Annotated in this window: 15 protein-coding genes and 1 pseudogene; 8 read left to right on the top strand and 8 right to left on the bottom strand. The window is 52.5% G+C overall.

Annotation, left to right across the window (positions count from 1 at the left end):
- Nucleotides 1-21: 21 nt before the first annotated feature.
- Complete coding sequence (gene ysgD / locus EQY_RS26810; protein ID WP_212723238.1) at nucleotides 22-78, bottom strand: YsgD/CorL family protein; 57 nt, start codon at nucleotides 76-78, stop codon at nucleotides 22-24.
- A 161-nt stretch (nucleotides 79-239) separates the two neighbouring features.
- On the opposite strand from ysgD, the gene EQY_RS0113585 reads away from it, so the two are divergent.
- Nucleotides 240-1004: a phosphodiester glycosidase family protein gene (locus EQY_RS0113585; protein ID WP_000951202.1), complete on the top strand. Its 765-nt coding sequence runs from the start codon at nucleotides 240-242 to the stop codon at nucleotides 1002-1004.
- 136 nt (nucleotides 1005-1140) lie between these two features.
- Here EQY_RS0113585 and uvrD read toward each other — a convergent pair whose 3' ends face one another.
- The 6 genes from uvrD to lptM all read right to left on the bottom strand — a co-directional run bounded on the left by uvrD (nucleotide 1141) and on the right by lptM (nucleotide 6764).
- Nucleotides 1141-3303 (bottom strand): DNA helicase II, encoded by a 2163-nt coding sequence (gene uvrD / locus EQY_RS0113580; RefSeq protein ID WP_000383446.1) that lies wholly within the window; start codon nucleotides 3301-3303, stop codon nucleotides 1141-1143.
- An 83-nt stretch (nucleotides 3304-3386) separates the two neighbouring features.
- On the bottom strand, nucleotides 3387-4103 hold the full coding sequence (yigB, locus tag EQY_RS0113575) for a 5-amino-6-(5-phospho-D-ribitylamino)uracil phosphatase YigB (protein ID WP_001213580.1): 717 nt from the start codon (nucleotides 4101-4103) through the stop codon (nucleotides 3387-3389).
- Nucleotides 4103-4999, bottom strand: coding sequence for a tyrosine recombinase XerC (gene xerC, locus EQY_RS0113570; RefSeq protein WP_000130674.1), 897 nt, complete (start codon nucleotides 4997-4999; stop codon nucleotides 4103-4105). Before xerC ends, yigB begins: the two co-directional genes overlap by 1 nt.
- Nucleotides 4996-5703, bottom strand: coding sequence for a DUF484 domain-containing protein (locus tag EQY_RS0113565; protein ID WP_000812783.1), 708 nt, complete (start codon nucleotides 5701-5703; stop codon nucleotides 4996-4998). Before EQY_RS0113565 ends, xerC begins: the two co-directional genes overlap by 4 nt.
- Nucleotides 5700-6524 carry a diaminopimelate epimerase gene (dapF, locus tag EQY_RS0113560; protein WP_001160645.1) on the bottom strand — a complete coding sequence of 275 codons (825 nt, stop codon included), beginning with the start codon at nucleotides 6522-6524 and terminating at the stop codon, nucleotides 5700-5702. Before dapF ends, EQY_RS0113565 begins: the two co-directional genes overlap by 4 nt.
- Nucleotides 6525-6560: 36 nt before the next feature.
- Nucleotides 6561-6764 carry an LPS translocon maturation chaperone LptM gene (gene lptM, locus EQY_RS0113555; protein WP_000799886.1) on the bottom strand — a complete coding sequence of 68 codons (204 nt, stop codon included), beginning with the start codon at nucleotides 6762-6764 and terminating at the stop codon, nucleotides 6561-6563.
- 197 nt (nucleotides 6765-6961) lie between these two features.
- Between lptM and EQY_RS26605 the strand changes: the two are divergent.
- Together EQY_RS26605 and cyaY are read left to right on the top strand one after the other, a co-directional pair.
- Nucleotides 6962-7138, top strand: a pseudogene (locus EQY_RS26605) (DKNYY family protein); the annotation flags it as partial.
- A gap of 47 nt (nucleotides 7139-7185) precedes the next feature.
- Nucleotides 7186-7506: an iron donor protein CyaY gene (gene cyaY, locus EQY_RS0113545; RefSeq protein WP_000999935.1), complete on the top strand. Its 321-nt coding sequence runs from the start codon at nucleotides 7186-7188 to the stop codon at nucleotides 7504-7506.
- Nucleotides 7507-7545: 39 nt separating this feature from the next.
- Here the strand turns inward: cyaY and cyaA are convergent, their stop codons facing one another.
- Nucleotides 7546-10092, bottom strand: a complete 2547-nt coding sequence (cyaA, locus tag EQY_RS0113540) for a class I adenylate cyclase (protein WP_000281706.1) — start codon at nucleotides 10090-10092, stop codon at nucleotides 7546-7548.
- Between the two features lie 385 nt (nucleotides 10093-10477).
- Here cyaA and hemC point away from each other — a divergent pair, with 385 nt between their 5' ends.
- The 5 genes from hemC to aslA all read left to right on the top strand — a co-directional run bounded on the left by hemC (nucleotide 10478) and on the right by aslA (nucleotide 16885).
- Nucleotides 10478-11419 (top strand): hydroxymethylbilane synthase, encoded by a 942-nt coding sequence (hemC, locus tag EQY_RS0113535; protein WP_038809005.1) that lies wholly within the window; start codon nucleotides 10478-10480, stop codon nucleotides 11417-11419.
- Complete coding sequence (gene hemD, locus EQY_RS0113530) at nucleotides 11416-12156, top strand: uroporphyrinogen-III synthase (RefSeq protein ID WP_000026036.1); 741 nt, start codon at nucleotides 11416-11418, stop codon at nucleotides 12154-12156. The genes hemC and hemD overlap by 4 nt, the downstream gene beginning before the upstream one ends.
- 21 nt (nucleotides 12157-12177) lie before the next feature.
- On the top strand, nucleotides 12178-13353 hold the full coding sequence (hemX, locus tag EQY_RS0113525) for a uroporphyrinogen-III C-methyltransferase (protein WP_000139132.1): 1176 nt from the start codon (nucleotides 12178-12180) through the stop codon (nucleotides 13351-13353).
- Between the two features lie 2 nt (nucleotides 13354-13355).
- A complete protein-coding gene (gene hemY, locus EQY_RS0113520) occupies nucleotides 13356-14552 on the top strand; it encodes a protoheme IX biogenesis protein HemY (protein ID WP_000921807.1) in 1197 nt (398 codons plus the stop codon).
- 677 nt (nucleotides 14553-15229) lie between these two features.
- Complete coding sequence (gene aslA, locus EQY_RS0113515) at nucleotides 15230-16885, top strand: arylsulfatase AslA (protein ID WP_000406040.1); 1656 nt, start codon at nucleotides 15230-15232, stop codon at nucleotides 16883-16885.
- The last annotated feature ends 63 nt before the right edge of the window (nucleotides 16886-16948 follow it).

Here is a 16948-nt window from a genome sequence, read left to right as displayed (position 1 = left end):
TATCAGCAAAAAGGGATAGCCTTAGGAGTTGATCCTGGATGACAGGATAATGAGCCAGTATCTACTGGGTGTGTCCAAGGCGAATGTCCTCTTAGAGTGATCGTGCGCGCATGTTACGCCAGCAAAATTTTGCCGTCAACACGCAACGGAACACCACAGAACAATAGTTGAACTTCGCGCTTTTTGGTACTCGTCAAGGTCGTTAACAGGATAAAAAAATCACACATCCAGGACCTATAATGGCGCATCGGCTACTCATTGGTAAAGGAATGATCACCTTGAATCTCAGACGGATTTTACCCGCCCTCGTCTTACTCCCCTTATTTGCTGTTGCCGCTGATGACTGCGTACTCTCTGATCCGACGCTGACCGTGCAGGCGTATACCGTTAATCCTCAAACCGAACGGGTGAAAATGTACTGGCAAAAAGCCAATGGCGAAGCGTGGGGAACGTTACATTCGCTGCTGGCTGATGTTAATAGTCAGGATCAGGTTCAGATGGTGATGAACGGCGGCATCTATGATGAAAGCTATGCGCCGCTTGGTTTGTACATCGAAAACGGTCAGCAGAAGGTGGCGCTAAATCTCGCCTCAGGGGAAGGGAACTTCTTTATCCATCCTGGCGGCGTGTTTTATGTCGCGGGAGATAAATTCGGCATCGTTCTTCGGGATGAATTTAAAGCAAGTAAAGAAATTCAGTTTGCGGTGCAGTCAGGGCCAATGTTGTTAGAAAACGGGGTCATAAATACACGTATTCATCCGAATGTTGCCTCGCGCAAAATTCGTAATGGAGTAGGGATTAATAAACAAGGGAACGCCGTGTTTTTACTTAGCCAGCAGGCGACAAATTTTTATGATTTTGCCTGCTATGCCAAAGCGAAACTGGACGTAGAGCAGCTGCTTTATCTTGATGGCACGATTTCACATATGTATATGAAAGGCGGGGCAATCCCGTGGCAACGCTATCCTTTTGTCACCATGATTTCCGTCGAGCGGAAAGGTTAGAATGATAGTTTTGTGTCAGATACTTAATATGGTGCTGATGCCGGATGCGGCGTAAACGCCTTATCCGGCCTACCGGGTGCAATTCTCGTAGGCCGGATAAGGTGCGCAGCACCGCATCCGGCAACGTGATCGTAAATTACACCGTCTCCAGCCGGGCGTAAGCTGCCACCAGCCATTTGATTCCCTGGCCCTGGAATGCCACCTGCAAACGGCTATGTTCGCCGCTGCCTTCCATATTGACGATAGTGCCTTCACCAAACTTAGCGTGGCGCACGCGCTGGCCGAGTTTGTAGCCGCTGTCGTTCTCGACCATCGGCGTACCCATACGCTGATGGCTGACCGGGCGGCTTACCGTGGCGCGCAGGCGCACCTCTTCCACACACTCTTCCGGTAGCTCGCCGATAAAGCGCGACGGGCGATGGTAAACCTCTTTGCCATACAGACGGCGGGTTTCCGCGTAGGTCAGCGTCAGTTTCTGCATCGCGCGGGTTACCCCAACGTAGGCCAGACGGCGTTCTTCTTCCAGACGCCCGCCTTCATCCAGCGACATCTGGCTTGGGAACATGCCCTCTTCCATACCGACAATAAACACCTGCGGGAACTCCAGGCCTTTCGCCGAGTGTAGCGTCATCAACTGCACCGCATCCTGCCAGGTATCCGCCTGCCCTTCGCCCGCTTCCAGCGCCGCATGGGAGAGGAATGCCTGCAGCGGCATTAAATCTTCGTCTTCTTCGTTGTAGCTGAACTGGCGCGTTGCCGTCACCAGTTCCTCTAAGTTTTCGATACGCGTCTGGCCTTTTTCGCCTTTCTCCTGCTCGTACATGGTGCGCAGGCCGGAGTCTTTAATTACCCGGTCAGTCTGTACATGCAGCGGCATATCGGCGGTTTCTTGCGCTAAGGCGTCGATCAGTTCCATAAACCGCTGTAAGGCGCTGGCAGCACGTCCGGCGAGGGCTTTTTCCTGCAACAGTTCACGACATGCCTGCCAGAGTGTTAACTGGCGATCGCGCGATGTCTGACGTACCACGTCCAGCGTCCGGTCACCAATACCCCGCGTTGGCGTATTCACCACACGCTCAAAGGCCGCGTCGTCGTTACGGTTGGCAATCAGGCGCAGATACGAGAGCGCATCTTTGATTTCCTGGCGTTCGAAGAAGCGCATCCCGCCGTAAATACGGTACGGCATACTCGCCTGTAATAAGGCCTCTTCCAGCACGCGCGACTGGGCGTTGCTGCGGTAGAGAATGGCGCACTCGGCAAGCGCCCCGCCGTTATCCTGCCAGGTTTTGATGCGGTTAACCACGAAACGCGCTTCGTCGAGTTCGTTAAAGGCGCAATAGAGGGAAATCGGCTCACCGTCCGCGCCATCGGTCCACAGTTTTTTACCCAGACGCCCGTTATTGTTTTCAATCAGGGCGTTGGCGGCGCTCAAAATGTTGCTGGTAGAGCGATAATTCTGCTCCAGACGGATAGTTTCGGCACCGGGGAAATCGTTGAGGAAACGCTGAATATTCTCGACCTGCGCCCCGCGCCAGCCATAGATTGACTGGTCGTCATCACCAACAATCATCACTTTGCCGGTATCGCCCGCCAGCAGGCGAATCCACGCGTACTGAATGTTGTTGGTATCCTGGAATTCGTCCACCAGAATGTTGGTGAAACGTTCGCGATAGTGCTGAAGGATATGTGGCTTGTTAAGCCACAACTCATGCGCGCGTAGCAATAGTTCGGCGAAGTCCACCAGGCCTGCGCGGTCACACGCTTCCTGATACGCCTGATAAACCTTCTGCCAGGTCTGCTCCACCGGATTACCGTAGCTTTGAATATGATGCGGGCGCAGCCCTTCATCTTTCTGGCTGTTGATGTACCACATTGCCTGACGCGGCGGCCACTGCTTCTCATCGAGGTTCATCGCCTTGATCAAACGCTTAAGCAGACGCAATTGGTCTTCGCTATCGAGGATCTGAAAATCCTGCGGCAGATTAGCGTCCATATGATGCGCACGTAGCAGTCGGTGCGCCAGCCCGTGGAAAGTACCGACCCACATGCCGCCCTGGCTGGTGCCCATCAGTTGCCCGATACGATGACGCATTTCCGCCGCCGCTTTGTTAGTAAACGTCACAGCCATAATCGAGTATGGCGAGCAGTTTTCCACGCTCATCAGCCAGGCGATACGATGCACCAGTACGCGCGTCTTACCACTGCCCGCGCCCGCCAGCACCAGAAGATTGCTGCGTGGCGCGGCCACCGCTTCGCGCTGTTTGTCATTAAGGCTTTCGAGCAGGTAAGAAACGTCCATTGGCACCGCCGCGTAAAAATAGGTTGGGCGGAGAAGCGCAACGCCCTCCGCCAAAAAGCTGGGTATATATACAGATTTGCTGATTATATCAGCGAGGTCAGAGATGCCAACCGGGAAATTTCCAGATGCGGGAGTAAACGGCTGTCCCAGGTTTGCATCAGGCAGCCATTTTCCGGCCTGATCCAACAGGCCTGCATTCCGCTGCGGATCGCCCCACCCACGTCGGTGGTAAGATCGTCACCTACATGTAAGATCTCGCCGATCGGCACATTGAGCTTTTCTGCCGCCAGAAAGTACATATCGCTGAACGGTTTCGAGCGCCCGTGCGGGCCAGCGCGCAGCACAAACTCAAAGTAGTCGCCCAGACCAAACAGTTCCGGCTGCGCGTTACCGTTGGTGATCGCCACCAGCGGCCATTTCTTCGCCAGCTGTTTTAAGGTGTCGTGGGTTTGCTGCGGGACGTCGATTCGGCTGCGCCATTTGGCAAAGTTGATCATCGCTGCGTGTGCGCCTGCGCTGGCTTCTTCCGCGCTCAGCCCGGCGTCAAGCATCGCTTGTTCAATCGAGCGAAAACGCCAGCGCGTCACGTCGTGATAAATCTCGGGTTCCGCTTCCCGTACCGCCTGGCGCAGACGTTGCAGATCTTCATTCTGGAAGCTGCGCAGCGCCGGATGATAATTTTGCACAAAAGTCAGCGCCTCCCGCTCGGTGCGCAAAATCACCGGACGGTTGTCGTAAAGGGTATCATCCAGGTCAAAGGTGAGCGCCGAGATGCGCCCCAAAGGCCGGTAAAAACGCATTATTTCCCCCGTTTGGCGCGTGGATGCGCCGCATCATACACCGAGGCAAGGTGTTGAAAATCAAGATGAGTATAGATTTGTGTGGTTGAGAGATTGGCATGACCCAACAGCTCTTGCACACCACGCAGATCACCACTCGACTCCAGCATATGCGTGGCGAATGAGTGACGTAATTTATGCGGGTGAACGTGATTATTCAGCCCCTGTTTTATGCCCCATTCGGCAAAGCGTTTCTGCACATTACGCGCGGAGATACGCTTGCCCAGTTTCGACAGGAAAAGCGCGTCGTCTTCGCTACCAAACAGGTCACGCAAATCAAGCCAGTGCTCAATCCACGCTACGGCGTTGCGACCAATCGGCAGGCGGCGCTCTTTGCTGCCTTTCCCCATCACCCACACTTCGCCGGACTCCAGGTCGAGGTGTTTTATATCCAGCCCCACCAGCTCGGAAAGACGCAGCCCCGCGCCGTACATCACTTCCAGCATTGCACGGTCGCGTACAGCAAGGGGATCGTTAATATCAATATCCAGCAGCCGATTCATATCATCGACATCGATATTTTTCGGCAGATGACGCGGCGCTTTCGGTGCCGAAACACCTTTCGCCGGGTTAGCTTTGAGTTCGTTCTGGCTGACCAGCCAGTCAAAAAAGCTACGTAGCGCGGAAAGCCGTAATGCGAGGCTTGCCGCGCCCAGCCCCTTACGGCGACTGCGTACAGCAAAATTGCGCACCATCGTCACATCACATTGCTGCCAGCTTTGCAGGCCGTTTTCACTGGCAAAATCAATGATCGCCTCAAGCTGGCGCTGGTAGTTAAGCAGGGTTATCGGGCTAAGCTGGCGCTCCACGCTCAGATAACGTAGGTAGCGTTCTACATCGGTGTGTAAATCGGTCATACGCGTTCAATCCAACGCTCCAGAAGCTCCGGCAACATCAGCGCAATTTCATGAAGTAACTGCGTTCCCTGCCCTTGTTGATAGTGACTGGCATCGCGACTGGTAAACAGCACGACACCCAAATCAGCATCGCTTCCCAGCATCGACATCGCCACCGACCCCACCGCTTTCGCTTCCGGCAGCACCACCAGCAGTTCCGGCCCGTTAAGCGGCCCCAGATAATGCTGTTCCTGCCCCAGACGCTGAATACGCAGCGGTTCGAAAGCCTGACGGCTTAATGCCAGATGGGTATGGTTCGACGGCGCACCTAAACGCCAGCGATCCGGAAACAGGCGCACACTCGCGCCAGCCAGGCCGAGATCGCGAGCCCAGCGGTGAAAGCGCATTAGCATATCGTCGAGGCTGCTGGCGGCAGTAAGAGTGCGCTGCAAATAGAGTAAGCGATAAAACAGGCCTTCGTTAGCGATAGCCTGTTCCATCAACAGCGCCATGTTCTCTTCCAGAACATGAATATGGTTACGCGCGCGAGCCATATGCCATTCGACGAGTGAAACGGTGCCACGTACCGGATGCGGCACACGAATTGACTCTACTGCGTGCGCATTGCGGATAAAAAACTCAGGATTTTTAATCAGATAATCGACAACCGCCCGGTCATCAAGCTCCGTGAGTGTTTCCTGTAGTTCTTCCCCTGGTTGCTTCATAGATGAATAAATCCGTCGTAAACATGTACTGCCGGACCCGTCATATATAACGGATGACCCGGACCTTTCCAGGCAATATCAAGGCGACCGCCAGGGAGTTCCACACGAACTTCTTCGGCCAGCAAACCTTGCTGAATCCCTACCGCTACCGCCGCACACGCGCCGCTGCCGCAGGCCTGGGTTTCTCCTGCACCACGTTCATAGACACGTAAACGAATATGCTCGCGCTTAACCACTTGCATAAAACCGATGTTGGCACGTTCCGGGAAACGTTCGTGGCTTTCCAGAACAGGCCCCAGTGTTTCTACCGCCGCAGTATCGACATCATCGACCTGAATCACGCAGTGCGGATTTCCCATCGACACCACGCCGCACAAGATTGTCTGCTCGGCGGCGCGCATGATATAGGTCTTTTCCGCTTTGTTGGCGCGAAATGGCACGGCGGAAGGTTCGAAATTTGGTTCCCCCATATTTACCCGTACCAGATCGTCATCAGTGACGGTCAGTACCATCCGACCATTGGCAGTGCTGACGCGAATATCGCGCTTATTGGTCAGCCCTTTCAGGCGTACAAAGCGGGCAAAGCAGCGTGCACCGTTGCCACACTGCGCCACTTCACTACCGTCAGCATTGAAAATGCGATAGTGGAAATCCAGTTCTGGATCGTACGGCGGCTCGACCACCAGTAGCTGATCAAAACCCACACCCAGGTGCCGATCCGCCAGGCGACGAATCAGATCCGGTGAAAAAAAGACATTCTGCGTTACCGCGTCGACGACCATAAAATCGTTGCCAAGGCCATGCATTTTCGAGAACTGCATCATTTACTCCAATCACGCGGGTACAGAAACTGACTTTTAGTAATTCACCTGAGATGGGCCATCGCCAGTGGCGCGGTCGTTTTTATCCGGCAACGTGGATTGTGTTTGCGTATCTACCGGTTTAGTCGGCGGTGGCGCATTTTTATCTGCGGGCGGGAAATAGAGCGGACCTTTCAAACCGCAGCCCGTCAGGCTGAAAAGAGTAAGTAATACAGTGAGTGCTTTAAACACGTTTTTCATTATGGATTGCCTGTAAAGTTCATCGCTTTCTGCTTTCTATCATCGCAGGAGAAGACGTAAAAGCAAGCGTTTAGCGACTCTTTATGAAGTCTGAAAAGTGAGGAATTGCTGCGAGTATAACGCTTACAAGAGAGGATTTATGTTTTGCTGGTAGTTTCGTGATCGGCACCTCGCGCCAGGATGGCTTTATGCACTATCGCAATGTTTATACCTGGACCGATACAGAGGTAAGGGTTACACCCTCCCCCTGCCCGGCGAAAACACACGTCAGAGAGGAAGATGTGCGTGAAATTCAAAACAGAGACATTATTATTCCGATGACGGAGGAATCATGCCGGAACGCAGCAGCAGACGGGCAAACTTTGATGCCCTGACGCCAGGCCGCTATACTGCCGCCATCACGTAAAAACAGGATACAACAATGAACGACAGTGAATTTCATCGCCTGGCTGACCAACTGTGGCTAACCATTGAAGAACACCTGGACGACTGGGATGGCGACAGCGATATCGACTGCGAAATCAACGGCGGCGTACTGACCATTACCTTTGAAAACGGCAGCAAAATCATTATCAACCGCCAGGAACCGCTGCACCAGGTATGGCTGGCAACCAAACAGGGCGGCTACCACTTTGATCTGAAAGGCGACGAATGGATTTGCGATCGCAGTGGCGAAACCTTCTGGGATTTGCTGGAACAGGCGGCGACGCAGCAGGCGGGAGAGAGGGTGAGCTTCCGTTAAGGTTTCATGCCGGATAAGCCTCGCTTTCCGGCATACCCATCACGAAAAATACTGCTGTAACAGCGGCGTGTCATTATCCTGATTGGCTGGCGGCATGTTGCCGATAGATTTGGTACGGAACGGAATGACCTGTTCGCGACCATCGACCTTCACAATCTGATAGAACTGCGGCAGGTTGAAGTTGATGAAACTGGAGCCGTAAGTGAAACGGTCGTGCGATGACGAGTAGAAACGGCTGACGTCACGCACCAGCTCCTCTTTGCTACCTTCGCAGTGGTGATACACCTCAACCCGATTGCTTTCATCGAGAATATAGATATTAAAGCCGTTCTCATCGTGCGTTTCTTCGAAGAAGAACTGGATGATCCCTTCGCTGGCAAAGCCATCCACTACTGCCGGTAATTTGACGTGATTGGTCTCAACCTGCACTGACAAACCATGCAGTTTGTTATGCGAGATCGCGCCATAAAACTCGATAGCATTTTCCAGTTTCTGCACAGACACATTCAGGCGTTCGAAGAACAAGCCCCAGGTTTGACCAGAAACGCGCAGCGCCTTGAAGCGCCCGGTTTCCTGGCGAGTGCTGGAAAGACGCAGTTCGATACACTCAGAAACCAGTTGTTGCACGCGAGTACGGATTAATCCGCGCAGATGCTGACTGTAGCAGAAGACTTCTACGCTATCAGGCGGCGCGGCGTCCTGATGCATTTTGCCAAGAATCGTTTTCAGGGCTTCAATCATCGACTGCTCGCCGTTGAAATGTAGCGTACGCACTTCATTCCACGAGTTGCGATACAACAGATCAACACTACCCACCAGGCATTTTTGTTCTTCGCCAAAGCTGAAGACATCCAGCTTACGGAAATCGAAATGTACTACCTGATTACGAAACGCTGTCGTCGGGTCATATTCCAGGTTGACGATAATCGCCAGATGGCGGATCTCACAAGGACTGTAGAGCGCCTTCGGCGTCGGCGCAGGTAAGCGCAACGGGAAATGGTGCGACACATCAGCCACCATCTCTTGCAACTTAGGCAGATCGACAATGCCGTTGCCTTTAATAAACAAATGCGTTCGTGATGTCAGCAAGCCATTAAACCACGCCCAGGCCACCAGCTTATTCAGATAGCGGTTATATTCCAGCGGCTGATGGCTGATGATCGACTCGATTGTCGGCGCACGATTATACAGATACCAGCCAGAACGATTAGCGCGGCCCGGCGGTACATAAATAAAGGTCAGGTTTGGCTCGGAAAGATCCGGTGAAATCTGCGGGTTTACCAGCGTCACTTTCCCCGGTAATGCTTCAAACGCAGCGTACAGTTTACGCGTCAGCACGCCGATATCCTGCGGGCTGGCGGAAACGCTAAGATTATTGCGACGGGCAAAGCGGATCAGATTACGGTAGCTCTGCATCATTGCATCAAGCAACTCGTTGTGTGCTTCACGCACCTGATCAATCTTCCAGTTGGCGCGATTATCGAGCATCGCCAGACGGGCTTCGTCCCATCCCCACTCTTTTACCAGTTGGCTTAAGACTTCCCGACGCCAGCCTACGCAAGCGCGCTCGCGGCTGAGTTTTTCGCACACTTTTAAATAGAAGCAGCGGCGCACTAAATCCAGACGGGTGAAATCTTCAATTGCCGTCAAATATTCAGTAACGCGTTCCAGCATCATGCAGTACGGATCGAGACCAAATGACACTATCTCGCCGTCGTGCAAACGCTGTTTGATATCTTTCGCCAGCAGGCGTGGGTCTGGATATTCCCAGGAATAAGCTTCCAGCAACAGTGTTTTCAGCACCGCTTTGTACGGAGAATCGATACTTTTGTAGAGTTGCCAAAGGCTGGCACCAAAGTACTCTTCAGCGGAAAGCGAGCTTAAGCCACCGAGATCCAGCCATTCATTTGGCGTTAATACACCCTGCGCGTAGAGCGTCATTACGTAGTCATCGTAATGCTCCTCTTCGTCGCACGGCACCATATTCCACAGAATACGCTTACCGGCGAGACGCACGGCGGTACGATAAAATTCGTCAAGCAGCAGTATATGCTGGGTAGAGCCACAATCTTCCCCCCCCAGACTGCCACTTTCATTATGGCGGAAACGGTTTTCATCAATCAGGAAGAAGCTGACTTCCACGCCCAGCGAGGCGGCCCAGCTTTCCAGCAGACTGCATTTACGTTGTAGTAACTGGCGCTCTTCGCTATCGAGCCAGGATTGATGGCAGACCCAGATATCCAGATCGGAGGAACAGCTTTGCCCTATAGACGAGGTGCTGCCCATGGTGTATACGCCAGTAATCGGAAGCTCGCCTTTTGGCGGGTCCTGTACTGACATTCCACGATACAGTTCCAGTTCGTTCAGGTAGTGGCGTTGGGTTTCATCAGGCGTGTAAAGGCAAATGCCCCTGGGAACATTACCATCAAGGTAACCCGGCATTAGCGGATGGTGATAGTGCAACAATGTCGGCAGCAGACTGTAGACCTGTTGGAATGCAGGCCCCATAGCAGCAAGCGCGCGATCCACGCGCAATTGATTTATGGCATCCAGTCTCTGTTTCAGAGTCTCAATATAGAGGTACAAGACGTATCGCCTGATTTGCTACCCGTCATGTCTGTGATTCCGCCAACATCAACGGAAACACGCGGCATTCGGGATATTTCGTATGTCAAAGGTAACCGTACCACTTTCCGCGCCTGGTTTTTTTAGTTTCACGACGAAAAAATGGTCTAAAACGTGATCAATTTAACACCTTGCCGGTTGACCGTAAAGAAAGATGCGCTACATACAAGTGTAGCACCGTTTATTCTCTGTAAATTCCTTATTACGACGGCTTGAAGCGCCTGTCAGGAACCACCGCCTGGCTATATTTTACGTTTTACACAGGCATCGACGTTTCACCACAACACTGACATCGCTCCGGCAAGGATGTTAGGATGGACCATGGATGATAATGACGGTAACAAGCATGTTAGACAATGTTTTAAGAATTGCCACACGCCAAAGCCCACTTGCACTCTGGCAGGCACATTATGTCAAAGACAAGTTGATGGCGAGCCATCCAGGGCTGGTGGTTGAACTGGTGCCGATGGTGACGCGCGGCGATGTGATTCTTGATACGCCGCTGGCGAAGGTTGGCGGAAAAGGCTTATTTGTGAAAGAGCTGGAGGTCGCGCTCCTGGAAAACCGTGCCGATATCGCCGTGCATTCAATGAAAGATGTGCCGGTTGAATTTCCGCAAGGTCTGGGGCTGGTCACCATTTGCGAGCGCGAAGATCCTCGCGATGCCTTTGTTTCCAATAACTATGACAGTCTGGATGCGTTACCCGCAGGCAGCATCGTCGGTACTTCCAGCTTACGCCGCCAGTGCCAACTGGCTGAACGCCGTCCGGATCTCATTATCCGTTCTCTGCGCGGCAATGTCGGTACTCGTCTGAGTAAACTGGATAATGGCGAATACGATGCCATTATTCTTGCTGTGGCTGGCTTAAAACGTTTAGGGCTGGAGTCTCGCATTCGTGCTGCGCTGCCGCCTGAAGTTTCTCTTCCAGCAGTAGGACAAGGTGCAGTAGGCATTGAATGCCGCCTGGATGATTCGCGCACCCGCGAGGTACTCACCGCGCTGAATCACCACGAAACGGCGCTGCGCGTCACCGCCGAACGTGCCATGAATACCCGCCTCGAAGGCGGTTGTCAGGTGCCGATTGGTAGCTATGCCGAACTTATCAATGGCGAAATCTGGCTGCGTGCGCTGGTTGGCGCACCGGACGGTTCGCAGATTATTCGCGGTGAGCGCCGTGGCTCGCCGCAGGCTGCCGAGCAAATGGGCATTTCGCTGGCGGAAGAGCTACTGAATAACGGCGCGCGCGAGATCCTCGCCGAAGTTTACAGCGGAGATGCGCCAGCATGAGTATCCTGGTCACCCGCCCATCTCCCGCAGGAGAAGAGTTAGTGAGCCGTCTGCGCGCACTGGGACAGGTGGCCTGGCATTTTCCGCTGATTGAGTTTTCTCCGGGTCGGCAACTGCCACAACTTGCCGACCAGCTGGCGGCACTGAGCGAAGGAGATCTACTATTTGCCCTTTCGCAACATGCCGTTGCTTTTGCACAGTCGCAACTGCATCAGCAAGGTCTCCAGTGGCCCGCCCTACCCGCTTATTTCGCCATTGGTCGCACTACCGCACTGGCGCTGCATACCGTGAGCGGACACGAAGTTCGTTATCCGCAGGATCGGGAAATCAGCGAAGTCTTGCTACAATTACCTGAATTACAAAATATTGCAGGCAAACGTGCGCTAATTTTACGTGGCAACGGCGGTCGTGAGCTGATCGGGGACACCCTGACGGCACGCGGTGCTGAAGTCATTTTTTGCGAATGTTATCAACGATGCGCCATTCATTACGATGGTGCAGAAGAAGCGATGCGCTGGCAAACTCGCGAAGTGACAACGATCGTTGTTACCAGCGGTGAAATGCTGCAACAGCTCTGGTCGCTGATTCCACGATGGTATCGTGAGCACTGGTTACTACGCTGTCGACTACTGGTCGTCAGCGAGCGTCTGGCGAAACTCGCCCGGGAACTGGGCTGGCAAGATATTAAGGTCGCCGATAACGCAGACAACGATGCGCTTTTACGGGCATTACAATAACTCTCATAACAGGAAGCCATAATGACGGAACAAGAAAAAACCTCCGCCGTGGTTGAAGAGACCAGGGAGGTCGTGGACACCACGCCACAATCTGTCACAGTAGAAAAAAAGAGTAATAACAGTACTGCTCTGATTTTAAGTGCGGTGGCTATCGCTATTGCTCTGGCTGCAGGTGTCGGTTTGTATGGCTGGGGTAAACAACAGGCCGTCAATCAGACGACCACCAGTGATGTTCTGGCTAACCAACTCGCGGCTCTGCAAAAAGCCCAGGAGAGCCAAAAAGCCGAGCTGGAAAGCATCATCAAGCAACAGGCTACACAGCTAGAGCAGGCAAATCGTCAGCAGGAAACGCTGGCCAAACAGCTGGATGAAGTTCAACAAAAGGTCGCCACTATCTCAGGTAGTGATGCCAAGACCTGGCTGCTGGCGCAGGCTGATTTCCTTGTGAAGCTCGCCGGACGTAAGTTGTGGAGCGATCAGGACGTCACTACCGCTGCGGCATTGCTGAAAAGCGCAGACGCCAGCCTGGCGGATATGAATGACCCAAGTCTTATTACCGTTCGCCGGGCAATTACCGATGATATCGCCAGCCTTTCTGCGGTCTCGCAGGTAGATTATGACGGCATCATCCTCAAGCTGAATCAGCTTTCTAATCAGGTTGATAACCTGCGTCTGGCCGATAATGATAGCGACGGTTCGCCGATGGATTCCGATGGTGAAGAGCTTTCCAGCTCCATCAGCGAATGGCGCATCAATCTGCAAAAAAGCTGGCAGAACTTTATGGACAACTTCATTACGATTCGCCGTCGTGATGACACCGCCGTACCGCTGTTAGCACCGAATCAGGATATCTATCTGCGCGAAAATATTCGCTCTCGCCTGCTGGTCGCGGCACAAGCTGTACCACGTCATCAGCAAGAGACTTACCGCCAGGCGCTGGAGAACGTCTCCACCTGGGTACGTGCTTACTACGATACTGACGATGCCACCACCAAAGCGTTCCTCGACGAGGTGGATCAGTTAAGTCAGCAAAATATCTCGATGGATCTCCCGGAAACCCTGCAAAGCCAGGCAATGCTGGAAAAACTGATGCAGACTCGCGTGCGCAATCTGCTGGCGCAACCAGTAACACCAGTAGCGGAGGCTGCACCTGCACCGCAAGCTGATACACCGGCAGCCGCGCCGCAAGGAGAATAACCATGCTAAAAGTGTTATTGCTCTTTGTGTTGCTGATTGCAGGCATCGTCGTTGGCCCAATGATTGCCGGACATCAGGGTTACGTACTGATCCAGACGGATAACTACAATATCGAAACCAGCGTCACGGGACTGGCAATCATTTTGATTCTGGCTATGGTGGTGCTGTTTGCTATCGAATGGTTACTGCGACGGATTTTCCGCACAGGCGCGCACACTCGCGGTTGGTTTGTCGGGCGTAAACGTCGCCGCGCGCGTAAACAGACCGAACAGGCGCTGCTGAAACTGGCGGAAGGTGATTATCAGCAAGTCGAAAAGCTGATGGCGAAAAATGCCGATCATGCTGAGCAACCCGTAGTGAACTATTTGCTGGCTGCCGAAGCCGCGCAACAGCGTGGTGATGAATCGCGCGCCAATCAGCATCTGGAACGCGCGGCGGAACTGGCGGGCAATGATACCATTCCGGTAGAAATCGCCCGCGTTCGCCTGCAACTGGCGCGTAATGAAAACCATGCAGCACGCCACGGCGTGGATAAGTTGTTGGAAGTAACGCCACGCCATCCAGAAGTATTACGTCTGGCTGAACAGGCTTATATCCGCACGGGCGCATGGAGTTCGCTACTGGACATCATCCCATCAATGGCGAAAGCCCACGTTAGCGATGAAGAACACCGCGCCGCACTGGAACAACAGGCATGGATTGGTCTGATGGATCAGGCGCGGGCTGATGACGGTAGTGAAGGCTTGCGTAACTGGTGGAAAAATCAAAGCCGGAAAACGCGTCATCAGGTGGCGTTGCAGGTGGCAATGGCGGAACATCTTATTGAGTGTGATGACCATGACACCGCCCAGCAAATTATCATCGACGGCCTGAAACACCAGTATGACGATCGTTTGCTGCTGCCGATCCCACGCCTGAAAACCAACAATCCAGAACAATTGGAAAAAGTGCTGCGCCAACAGATCAAAAACGTGGGCGATCGCCCGCTGTTATGGAGCACATTGGGTCAGTCGCTGATGAAACATGGCGAATGGCAGGAAGCATCCCTCGCCTTCCGTGCGGCGCTGAAACAACGCCCGGACGCCTATGATTATGCATGGCTTGCCGACGTGCTGGACAGACTGCACAAGCCGGAAGAAGCCGCAGCGATGCGCCGCGACGGTTTAATGCTGACCTTACAGAACAACCCGCCGCAATAGTTCTCTCTCACCCGGAGGCAAGCACCTCCGGGGGCTTTCTGATACATAAAAAAACGCCTGCTCTTATTACGGAGCAGGCGTTAAAACAGGTCTGTATGACAACAAGTGGGTGCTTCACTCAACGTTGTGTCCATGGTGTCTGATGAGGCAAAAGCGACATCTGTCAGTGGACGATAAGCACCGTAAACGGCTCTGCGTCATTCCTAAGTTTATGAGGCACTAAGGCGAACATAAGAGATGGAATGAGCATCTACCCAATTATTATGCCACACTGACCCTGGAAATAACATCCTTTAATACTTGTTATGAGACAATTCTGTACCCTGTTTTCATGCACTTGCAATAATTACATTGGTGAATGTTATCTCAAATCTGGCAGCCGCGATTATATATTTCATGAATAATTAAAGTCGTTAAATAGGCAATATAAATATTAATTGAATTCAAAATAAAAACAGCATAAATAATCAATAATATATAATAAACCAGCCTTACATATCCGCCACGCTGGAGGTAGGATTGAAAATGCTCTCCTGATATTCATATACATTCCCACAGTATATAAATAATATATTTCCATAAATTATTTATATAACTATTTTATCAGGGAGAAGGATCTCAATTATCAATGCTTAATTACGTCGTCGTTTTGATGACAGGAAACCGGAGCATTTCACATGGAAATTTCGTTTTCACCCAAACGTCTTGTTATTGCTGTTGCCACTGCTATTCCCTTTATGGTCAGTGCAGCAGATACCCCGTCAACTGCCACCGCGCGCGAGGGTTTTTCTGGTTACGATCACCCAAATCAATATCTGGTTAAACCAGCAACCCAAATTGCCGATAATATGATGCCGGTAATGCAGCACCCGGCGCAGGATAAAGAAACCCAGCAGAAACTGGCGGAACTTGAGAAAAAAACCGGCAAGAAACCGAACGTGGTTGTTTTCTTGCTGGACGATGTAGGCTGGATGGACGTTGGCTTTAACGGCGGCGGCGTGGCAGTAGGTAACCCAACGCCAGATATTGACGCCGTTGCCAGCCAGGGGCTGATTTTAACGTCTGCTTATTCACAACCCAGTTCTTCACCAACCCGCGCAACGATTCTCACTGGACAGTATTCCATCCACCACGGCATTTTGATGCCGCCGATGTACGGACAACCTGGCGGTCTGCAAGGGTTAACGACACTACCGCAACTGCTGCATGATCAAGGCTATGTCACCCAGGCCATCGGGAAATGGCACATGGGGGAAAACAAAGAGTCGCAGCCACAGAACGTCGGCTTTGATGATTTCCGTGGCTTCAACTCAGTGTCCGATATGTATACCGAATGGCGTGATGTTCACGTAAACCCGGAAGTCGCCCTGAGCCCGGATCGTTCTGAATACATCAAAAAACTGCCGTTCAGTAAAGATGACGTTCATGCGGTGCGCGGCGGTGAACAGGAAGCCATTGCCGACATTACGCCGAAATATATGGAAGATCTGGATCAGCGTTGGATGGAATATGGCGTTAAGTTCCTCGACAAAATGGCGAAAAGCGACAAACCTTTCTTCCTCTATTACGGTACTCGCGGCTGTCACTTTGATAACTACCCGAACGCAAAATATGCGGGAAGTTCTCCGGCGCGCACCTCTTACGGCGACTGTATGGTTGAGATGAACGATGTGTTCGCCAACCTGTATAAAGCACTGGAGAAAAACGGTCAGCTCGATAACACGCTGATTGTCTTTACCTCCGATAACGGCCCGGAAGCCGAAGTGCCGCCGCACGGTCGCACACCGTTTCGTGGCTCTAAAGGTTCGACCTGGGAAGGCGGCGTTCGCGTACCGACTTTCGTTTACTGGAAAGGGATGATCCAACCGCGTAAATCTGACGGTATTGTCGATCTGGCAGATCTCTTCCCTACCGCGCTGGATCTGGCTGGTCATCCTGGGGCGAAAGTGGCAAATTTAGTGCCGAAAACCACCTTTATCGATGGCGTGGATCAGACATCCTTCTTCCTGGGAACAAATGGTCAGTCTAACCGTAAGGCCGAGCACTACTTCCTCAACGGTAAACTCGCTGCTGTGCGTATGGATGAGTTCAAATATCATGTTCTTATTCAGCAGCCATATGCCTATACCCAGAGCGGATATCAGGGAGGATTCACCGGTACAGTAATGCAAACGGCGGGCTCTGCGGTATTTAATCTCTATACCGATCCGCAGGAAAGCGACTCCATCGGCGTGCGCCATATTCCGATGGGAGTACCGCTACAGACCGAAATGCATGCGTATATGGAGATCCTGAAAAAATATCCGCCGCGCGCGCAGATTAAATCTGATTAAGCCGGCGCTATCGCTACATCGGGCCACACTGACCTTGCCGGATGCGGCGTGAACGCCTTATCC

This window comes from Escherichia sp. TW14182 (assembly GCF_000208525.1).
GTDB classification, from domain to species: domain Bacteria; phylum Pseudomonadota; class Gammaproteobacteria; order Enterobacterales; family Enterobacteriaceae; genus Escherichia; species Escherichia ruysiae.
This window is presented reverse-complemented; position numbering and strand designations above follow the sequence as displayed.

Excerpts from the sequence above, each read along its gene's own strand:
- EQY_RS0113585 (WP_000951202.1), top strand. The coding sequence starts at position 240 with ATGGCGCATCGGCTACTCATTGGTAAAGGAATGATCACCTTGAATCTC.
- uvrD (WP_000383446.1), bottom strand. The coding sequence starts at position 3,303 with ATGGACGTTTCTTACCTGCTCGAAAGCCTTAATGACAAACAGCGCGAA.
- yigB (WP_001213580.1), bottom strand. The coding sequence starts at position 4,103 with ATGCGTTTTTACCGGCCTTTGGGGCGCATCTCGGCGCTCACCTTTGAC.
- xerC (WP_000130674.1), bottom strand. The coding sequence starts at position 4,999 with ATGACCGATTTACACACCGATGTAGAACGCTACCTACGTTATCTGAGC.
- EQY_RS0113565 (WP_000812783.1), bottom strand. The coding sequence starts at position 5,703 with ATGAAGCAACCAGGGGAAGAACTACAGGAAACACTCACGGAGCTTGAT.
- dapF (WP_001160645.1), bottom strand. The coding sequence starts at position 6,524 with ATGCAGTTCTCGAAAATGCATGGCCTTGGCAACGATTTTATGGTCGTC.
- lptM (WP_000799886.1), bottom strand. The coding sequence starts at position 6,764 with ATGAAAAACGTGTTTAAAGCACTCACTGTATTACTTACTCTTTTCAGC.
- cyaY (WP_000999935.1), top strand. The coding sequence starts at position 7,186 with ATGAACGACAGTGAATTTCATCGCCTGGCTGACCAACTGTGGCTAACC.
- hemC (WP_038809005.1), top strand. The coding sequence starts at position 10,478 with ATGTTAGACAATGTTTTAAGAATTGCCACACGCCAAAGCCCACTTGCA.
- hemD (WP_000026036.1), top strand. The coding sequence starts at position 11,416 with ATGAGTATCCTGGTCACCCGCCCATCTCCCGCAGGAGAAGAGTTAGTG.
- hemX (WP_000139132.1), top strand. The coding sequence starts at position 12,178 with ATGACGGAACAAGAAAAAACCTCCGCCGTGGTTGAAGAGACCAGGGAG.
- hemY (WP_000921807.1), top strand. The coding sequence starts at position 13,356 with ATGCTAAAAGTGTTATTGCTCTTTGTGTTGCTGATTGCAGGCATCGTC.
- aslA (WP_000406040.1), top strand. The coding sequence starts at position 15,230 with ATGGAAATTTCGTTTTCACCCAAACGTCTTGTTATTGCTGTTGCCACT.